The following is a 7,629-nucleotide window of genomic DNA, read 5'->3' as shown; positions in this document are numbered from 1 at the left end:
GTGCGGGCACCGGGCGCGACAGCGCCCGGTGCCCGCGGGGCGGGCCTGTCGTCCGCCACGGCTGCCCGGGGATGGCGGTGACGCCGTTCCGCGCGGCGGACGGTCGGCCCGGCCGGTTCGGGGTCGGCCGGCCGGTCAGTCCTCGCCGACGGCGGCGAGGGTGGCCTGGGCGAGCAGCTGGTCCTCGGAGGTGCCGGCCCGCCAGTAGCCGGTGAAGGTGACCCGGCGGCGGTCGAACCCGCGGTCGGCGACGAGGTGGCGGCGGAGTTCCTTGACCCCGGCGGCCTCGCCGGCGATCCAGGCGTAGGGGGTACCCGTCGGCAGCCGCGCTGCTCGGATGGCGTCGTGGAGTTGGACCGCGGAGCGGCCCCGGCAGGTCCAGGTGACCTCGCTGCTCGCGCGGGTCGGCAACCAACGGCGGTCGGCGGGGTCGGGGATCTCCAGGAAGACCCGGGCCTCGGTCCCCGCGGGGAGCCGGTCGAGGATGCCGGCGACGGCGGGCAGCGCGGTCTCGTCGCCGGAGAGCAGCACCCAGTCGGTGTCCGGCGGGGGTCGGAAGTCGACCCCGCCGTTGTCGGGGGCGGTCGGGCCGAGCAGGACGGCGTGGTCGCCGGGGCGGGCGCGTGCCGCCCAGCGGCTGGCAGGCCCGATGTCGCCGTGGAGGGCGAAGTCGACGTCCAGTTCCTCGGGCGCGTGGCGCTGGTCGCGGACGGTGTAGGTGCGCATGACCGCCCGGATGTCGGGGTCCATGGCGCTCCACTCGGGGTACCAGCGCTCGCCGGCGGTGGCCGGGACGAGGGCCCGGTCCTGGCCCGGGTGGGGGAGGAACAGCTTGAACCGCTGGTCGCGCCCGCCGGAGGCGAACCCGGCGAGTTCCGGGCCGGCGAAGGTGACGCGCACGAAGGTCGGGCTGAGGGTCTCGGTGCGCAGCACATGCGCGTCGAAGAACGCGAAGGGGGCTTTGGTCATGGCGTGCGGGTCCTCTCGTGGGTGGGCTTCGTGAGGCGTGCGGCGGTCAGACGACGCGTTCCGCGTCGCGGACGGCGGCGGCGAGTTCCTCCAGGAACGGGGCGCAGCCGGCGTGGGAGAAGCGGGTTTCCGAGGGCCAGGGGACGACCTGCCCCGCGGTGACGGCGGGCAGTCGCCGCCAGGTCGGGCGGTTGGTGAGGTCGTCCGGTTGGAGTGCGCTGCTGCGGTTGTCCAGCAGGATGATGTCGGCCGGGTAGCGGTCGGCGTTCTCCCAGCTGAGGTTCTCGAAGAAGCCGCCCTCGACGCCGTCGGGCGTCACGATCTCCAGCCCGAGCTCGGCGAAGTGGGCGAGGTCGGCGTAGGCCTCGGGGGTGGAGGCGTAGAGCAGGTCGTCTGCGGCGGAGGCGGCGAGGACGCGGAGCCCGGGGTTGTCGCGGGCGGCGGCGCGGAGCGCCTCGGACGCCGCGTCGAAGCGGTCGCGGGCCTCGGTGACCTCGGGGGCGTCCAGGTCGCCGCCGAGAGCGCGGGCGAGTTCCGCGTGGCGGTCGATGGCGGCGCGCAGGGTGGTGGGGGAGGCCGTCAGGCCGACGGTGGGGGCGAGGCGCTCGATCTGCTCGCGGGAGTCGTCGGGGACGTACCAGAGGGCGTCCTCGGCGAACATGGTGGTGACGAGCAGCTGGGGTTCCAGGGTGGCGTAGGCGTCGAGGTCGAACTCGCCCCAGGCGTTGCCGAGGCGCACCGGTCGGGTGATGTCGAGGTCGCCCGCCTGGACGTCCGGGGTGCCGTCGGCGGTGGCGGTGGGGCCGAAGACGCCGGCGCACTCGACGCCGTAGTCGTGGAGGGCTGCGGCCGTGCCGATGAACGCGACGACGCGTTCGGGGGTGGCGGGGAGTTCGACGGTGGTGCCGCGGTCGTCGGTGAAGCTCCAGTCGGTCCCGCCGCCCGCCTCGCCGTCGCCGCCCGGTTTCTCGGAGGTGCCGGTGGTCGGGCCGGAGCCGCAGGCGGTGAGGAGGGCTCCGGCGCCGAGCGCCCCGCCGGTGAGAAGGAGGGAGCGGCGGGTCGGGCGCGGGGTGAGTGGGGGCATGCCGGTGAGCACCTCTCGGAGGCGGGAATTAAGGTTAGGCTAACCTAATGGCATGCTGATCTGTTGTCGTCGGGCGGGGCACCGGTGAACGGCGTCACCCTCACGAAGGACGCGTCGCTCCCCGGTGCGGCCGCATCGCCGTCGTCCGCGGCCCGCGCGCGAACCGCCCGCCGCCGCGCGGCGGGACTGGGGGGCTGCCTCGCGCTCCTCGCCCTCGTCGCGTTCGCCAGTGTCGCGCTGGGAGCCAAACCGCTCCCCGTCGACGAGGTCTGGCGGGCGCTCACCGCTCCCACCGGAACCGACGCCGACGCGGTCGTCCGCGAACTCCGCGTGCCCCGCACCCTGCTGGGGCTCCTCGCCGGTGCCGCACTCGGCGTCGCCGGCGCCGTCATGCAGGCCCTGACCCGCAACCCGCTGGCCGACCCCGGGCTGCTCGGTGTCAACGCCGGTGCGGCAGCCGCCGTCGTCAGCGCCATCAGCTTCCTGTCCGTCACCTCCCTCTCCCAGCTGGTGTGGTGGGCGATGGCGGGCGCCGCCGTCGTGGCCCTCCTCGTCCACGCGCTCGGGGGCGGACGGCGGGCGACCCCCGTGCGGCTCGCCCTCGCGGGCACCGCGGCCACCGCGGCGCTCCACGGCTACGTCAACGGCGTGCAACTCCTCGACACCGCGGCGCTGGACCGGATGCGGTTCTGGACCGTCGGCTCGCTCGCCTCCGCCACCACCGACGTCGTCGTGCAGATCCTGCCGTTCCTCACCGCCGGGTTCCTGCTCACCGCCGCCGTTGCGCGCCCGCTCAACGCGCTGGCGCTCGGCGAGGACTCCGCACGCTCCCTCGGGGCGAACCTCAACCGGACCCGCCTGCTGTCGCTGCTCGTCGTCACCCTGCTGTGCGGTGCCGCCACCGCCGCCTGCGGGCCCATCGTCTTCGTCGGGCTGATGGTGCCCCACCTGGTCCGCGCCGTCACCGGCCCCGACCTGCGCTGGAGCCTGCCCTACTGCGCGGTCCTCGCGCCGGTGCTGCTCCTCGGCTCCGACGTCCTCGGCCGCCTGGTCGCCCGCCCCTCCGAACTCCAGGTCGGCATCGTCACCGCCCTCATCGGCGGGCCCCTCTTCATCCACCTCGTCCGACGCGCCCGGCGGACGGTGACGCTGTGACCCGCCTCCCGCTCCGCCGCCGTGGCAGCGTCCCTGCGGCCGTCACCCTGCGCCTGCCCGGGCGGCTCTCGCTGCGGGCACGGCCGCGCGGCGCCGTCGTCGTCACCGCCCTGGCGCTCGCCACAACCGCCCTCGTCCTGCTCCTGCTGGGCACCGGGCAGGAGCAGCTCGGGCCGCTGGAGGTCGTGCGCGTCCTCAACGGCGAGGCCACCCCCACCCAGTGGTTCCTCGTCCACGAACTGCGCTACCCCCGCGCCCTGGTGGCGGTCCTCGTCGGCGCGGCCCTCGGGATCGCCGGCGCCGCCTTCCAGTCCGTCTCCCGCAACCCGCTCGGCAGCCCCGACATCATCGGCTTCACGCAGGGCTCGGTCACCGGCGCGCTGACCGTCGTCGTCCTGTTCGGCGGCGGCCCCGGGACCGTCGCCGCCGGTGCGGTGGCCGGCGGGCTCGCCACCGGCGCCGCCGTCCACCTCCTCACCCGGCGCGGCGGCGCCCAGGGGTACCGGCTCGTCCTCGTCGGCATCGGCGCGGCAGCCACGCTGAGCGCCGCCAACGGCTACCTCCTCACCCGCGCCGGTGTCGACGAGGCGGCGCGCGGCCTCATGTGGCTGACCGGTTCCTTCCAAGGGCGCGACTGGACCCAGTTCTGGCCCCTGCTCGCCGCCTGCGCCCTCCTCGTCCCTGCCCTGCTCACCCGGGGACCGGCGCTGGGGCTGCTGGAGATGGGGGACGACACCGCCCGTGCTCTGGGCGGCCGGCCCGAGCACATCCGGCTGACGGCGCTGACCGGCGCCGTCCTGCTGACCGCCGCTGCGACCGCCGCCGCGGGGCCCGTCACCTTCGTCGCCCTCGCCGCACCCCAGCTCGCCCGCCGGCTCACCCGCGCCACCGGCCCCGACCTGCCGGCGGCCGCCGCGATGGGGGCGGCGCTCACCACCGCGGCCGACTGGACGGCCCAGCACGCCCTGGCCGCCGTCACCCTGCCGGCCGGGGCCGTCACCGGCGTCCTCGGCGGCCTGTACCTGATGTGGCTGCTCCATGCCGAACGCCGCGGCGGCCGGCTGTGACGCACCACCCGCACCCGCACCCGACGTCGCCCCGGCGGCGCCCGCCGTCCGCGCCGTCCGCGAGAACCACCGAACCGACCCAGGAGCCGCTCCCGTGACCCCATCGGCCCCGGCCCGCCTCACCGCCGACGCCGTCACCCTGCGGTACGACCGCAGCGTCGTCGCGCGGGACCTCACCGTCGCCGTTCCCGACCGCTCCTTCACCGTGATCGTCGGCCCCAACGCCTGCGGCAAGTCCACCCTGCTGCGCGCCCTCTCGCGGATGCTGCGCCCCAGCGAGGGCCGCGTGCTGCTCGACGGGGAGGAGATCTCCACCCTGCCCGCGAAACGCCTCGCCCGCCGTCTCGGCCTGCTGCCCCAGACACCCGTCGCCCCCGACGGCATCACCGTCGGCGACCTCGTGGCCCGCGGCCGCTACCCGCACCAGGGGCTGCTCCGCCAGTGGTCGCGCGAGGACGAACGCGTCGTGACGGAGGCGATGGCGGCCACCGGGGTGACCGACCTCGCCGAGCGCCGCGTCGACGAACTCTCCGGAGGTCAGCGCCAACGCATCTGGATCGCCATGGCGCTGGCCCAGCAGACCGAGCTGCTGCTGCTGGACGAACCCACCACCTATCTCGACATCGCCCACCAGATCGACATCCTCGACCTCTGCGCCCGGCTCCACGAGGAGGAGGGCCGCACCCTCGTCGCGGTCCTCCACGACCTCAACCACGCGGCCCGCTACGCCACCCACCTGGTGGCGCTCCGCGAGGGCCGCGTCGTCGCCCAAGGGGCGCCCGGCGACATCATCACGGCCGACCTCGTGGAGGACGTCTTCCGGCTGCCGTGCCGCGTCATCGAGGACCCGGAGACCGGGACACCCCTGGTCGTCCCCGCCGCGCGGCGGCGTGCCGCGGTGATCAGCGGGTAGCGTCGGGGCATGACCGACCCCACCCCCGGTGCCGCTCCCGCCGCCCGGGCCGAGGAAACCGACGGCGACGCCCCCGCCCCCCGTCCCGCGCCGGACACCGCGCGGGACGCGGTGGACGCCGCCGCCGACGGCACCGGGAGCCCACCCACCGCCGACGACCCCGAGGGGCCGCGGCCGCTCGGCGTCGCCGTCCGGCCCTCCGGCGACGCCGCCGTCGACGCCCTGCTGGCCCGGTTGTCCGCCACCGACCACCTCGGCGTCGCCGGCCACCGCGAGGTGTACGAGGATGTACACGGCGGGCTGCGGGACGCACTCGCCGCGCTCGACCAGCCGCCCGGCCCGACACCCCGGGCAGCGCCCCACCCGCCGCACCACTCCAGGAGCTGAGACCCCCGTGGCAGCAGCGCCCCGCCGCCGCCTGACCCGGCTCGACGCCGAGCTGGTCCGCCGCCGCCTGGCCGGGAACCGCGACGACGCCGGCGCCCTGGTGGCCGACGGCCGCGTCACCGTCGACGGTGCCCGCGCCACCAACCCCGCCACGCAGGTCGCCACCAGCGCCGCCGTGGTCGTCCGGGAAGCGGTCGACGGCGCCGGCTACGTCTCCCGCGGCGGGCACAAACTCGCCGGGGCCCTCACCGCGTTCACCCCCGCCGGGCTCCGCGTCACCGGCCGCCGCGCCCTGGACGCCGGCGCCTCCACCGGCGGCTTCACCGACGTGCTGCTGCGCGCCGGCGCCGCCCACGTCGTCGCCGTCGACGTCGGCTACGGCCAACTCGCCTGGTCGCTGCGGAACGACGCACGGGTCACCGTCCGGGACCGCACCAACGTCCGCGAGCTGACCCTCGACCACCTCGACGACCGGCCCGCCGAACTGATCACCGGCGACCTGTCGTTCATCGCGCTGACGACGGTCCTCCCCGCCCTCGCGCGCTGCGCCGCCGACGACGCCGATCTCGTCCTCATGGTCAAGCCGCAGTTCGAGGCCGACCGTTCGGAGCTCGACGGCGGCGTGGTGCGCGACCCGGCCGTCCGCGCGGCCGCGGTCCGGGCCGTCGCGGAGCGCGGCGGGACGCTCGGCCTCGGCACCGCCGGCGTCACCGCCAGCCCGCTGCCCGGCCCCTCGGGCAACGTCGAGTATTTTCTGTGGCTGCGCGCCGGTGCGCCCCAGGCGGACCCGGCCGACATCGACCGCGCCGTGACGGAGGGCCCCCAGTGACCACGACCGACCGCGCCGTTCTCCTGCTGGCCCACACCGGCCGCCCCGCGGCCGTCCGCAGTGCCGAACTCCTTGTCCGGGGCCTGGTCGCCCACGGGCTGCGGGTCCGTGTGCTCGCCGAGGAGGCGCCGGACCTGCCGCTCCCCGACGGGGTGGACCGGGTGACGGCGGGGCCCGAGGCCGCCGACGGCTGCGAACTCCTCATCGTCCTCGGCGGTGACGGAACCCTGCTGCGCGGTGCCGAACTCGCCCACGCCACCGGCGTGCCGATGCTCGGCGTCAACCTCGGCCGGATCGGGTTCCTCGCGGAGGCCGAGCGGGACGACCTCGACCAGGTCGTCAGCCGCGTCGTCCGCCGGGACTACGACGTCGAGGAGCGGATGACCCTCGACGTGACGGTCTACAGCGACGGCACCGCCGCCGGGCGGCCCGTCCACACCGACTGGGCGCTCAACGAGGCGTCGGTCGAGAAGGTCTCCCGGGAACGCATGCTGGAGGTCGTCACCGAGGTGGACGGCCGCCCCGTCTCCCGGTTCGGCGGCGACGGCGTCGTCTGCGCCACCCCCACCGGCTCGACCGCCTACGCCTTCTCCGCCGGCGGCCCGGTCGTCTGGCCCGAGGTCGAGGCGCTGCTGATGGTGCCGATCAGCGCCCACGCGCTCTTCGCCAAGCCGCTGGTGACCGCGCCCGCCTCCGTACTGGCGGTCGAGGTCCAACCGCGCACCCCCCACGGCGTCCTCTGGTGCGACGGCCGCCGCAGCTTCGACCTGCCCGCCGGGGCGCGGGTGGAGGTCCGCCGGGGCGCCGTCCCCGTCCGGCTCGCGCGGCTGCACCGCGCGCCCTTCACCGACCGGCTCGTCGCCAAGTTCGCGCTCCCGGTGGCCGGTTGGCGCGGCGCCGCCCGCTGAGGCGCCGGACGGTCACCACCGCCTCGCCGGGGGCGGCCGTCCGCCGAGCTGCCGGACGCGGCCGCCGTGCGCCCGCCCGCGGCGACACGCGCGGGTGAAAACCGGGATTGCCCCCGCCCGCGGACCGTCCCCGGGCCGGCGTCCACGACGGCGCGCGGCGCTGCCGGCACCGCCCGGGCGGCCCGTTGCCGCCGCACCACCACGCCGACGGCGCGCGGCCGCCCGGGAAGCGCTGGTACAAGCGCCGTCGCGCCGCCCGCTCCCGGCCGGGTGCCGCTCCCGGCCCGCCGCGGCCGGCAGCGCCCCGCCGCGGGCGC

8 protein-coding genes are annotated in these 7,629 nt (G+C 76.6%); 6 read left to right on the top strand and 2 right to left on the bottom strand.

Annotation, left to right across the window (positions count from 1 at the left end; all coding sequences use genetic code 11):
• Positions 1–135: 135 nt before the first annotated feature.
• The gene (locus HCN56_RS21580; protein WP_167973654.1) at positions 136–969 is read right to left on the bottom strand and encodes a siderophore-interacting protein; all 834 of its coding nucleotides are present in this window, start codon (positions 967–969) and stop codon (positions 136–138) included.
• Between the two features lie 46 nt (positions 970–1,015).
• Entirely contained in the window at positions 1,016–2,053 is a 1,038-nt protein-coding gene (locus HCN56_RS21575; protein WP_167973652.1) for an ABC transporter substrate-binding protein, read from the bottom strand.
• A gap of 186 nt (positions 2,054–2,239) precedes the next feature.
• On the opposite strand from HCN56_RS21575, the gene HCN56_RS21570 reads away from it, so the two are divergent.
• From HCN56_RS21570 to HCN56_RS21545, 6 genes are all read left to right on the top strand, one after another.
• Positions 2,240–3,208 (top strand): FecCD family ABC transporter permease, encoded by a 969-nt coding sequence (locus HCN56_RS21570; RefSeq protein ID WP_245246860.1) that lies wholly within the window; start codon positions 2,240–2,242, stop codon positions 3,206–3,208.
• Positions 3,205–4,275, top strand: coding sequence for a FecCD family ABC transporter permease (locus HCN56_RS21565; RefSeq protein ID WP_312871355.1), 1,071 nt, complete (start codon positions 3,205–3,207; stop codon positions 4,273–4,275). Before HCN56_RS21570 ends, HCN56_RS21565 begins: the two co-directional genes overlap by 4 nt.
• A gap of 94 nt (positions 4,276–4,369) precedes the next feature.
• Positions 4,370–5,188 (top strand): ABC transporter ATP-binding protein, encoded by an 819-nt coding sequence (locus HCN56_RS21560; protein ID WP_312871354.1) that lies wholly within the window; start codon positions 4,370–4,372, stop codon positions 5,186–5,188.
• 9 nt (positions 5,189–5,197) lie between these two features.
• On the top strand, positions 5,198–5,575 hold the full coding sequence (locus HCN56_RS21555; protein ID WP_167973646.1) for a hypothetical protein: 378 nt from the start codon (positions 5,198–5,200) through the stop codon (positions 5,573–5,575).
• Between the two features lie 7 nt (positions 5,576–5,582).
• Positions 5,583–6,404: a TlyA family RNA methyltransferase gene (locus HCN56_RS21550; protein WP_312871353.1), complete on the top strand. Its 822-nt coding sequence runs from the start codon at positions 5,583–5,585 to the stop codon at positions 6,402–6,404.
• A complete protein-coding gene (locus tag HCN56_RS21545; RefSeq protein ID WP_167973642.1) occupies positions 6,401–7,312 on the top strand; it encodes an NAD kinase in 912 nt (303 codons plus the stop codon). Before HCN56_RS21550 ends, HCN56_RS21545 begins: the two co-directional genes overlap by 4 nt.
• Positions 7,313–7,629: the final 317 nt, after the last annotated feature.

The sequence above is a fragment of the Streptomyces lonarensis genome (genome assembly GCF_012033735.1).
Classification (GTDB): domain Bacteria; phylum Actinomycetota; class Actinomycetes; order Streptomycetales; family Streptomycetaceae; genus Streptomyces; species Streptomyces lonarensis.
Note: the sequence above shows the minus strand (reverse complement) of the source record. Positions and strands in the feature narration are given on the sequence as shown.

Coding starts and splice junctions, on each gene's coding strand:
- HCN56_RS21580 (WP_167973654.1), bottom strand. CDS start 969: ATGACCAAAGCCCCCTTCGCGTTCTTCGACGCGCATGTGCTGCGCACC.
- HCN56_RS21575 (WP_167973652.1), bottom strand. CDS start 2,053: ATGCCCCCACTCACCCCGCGCCCGACCCGCCGCTCCCTCCTTCTCACC.
- HCN56_RS21555 (WP_167973646.1), top strand. CDS start 5,198: ATGACCGACCCCACCCCCGGTGCCGCTCCCGCCGCCCGGGCCGAGGAA.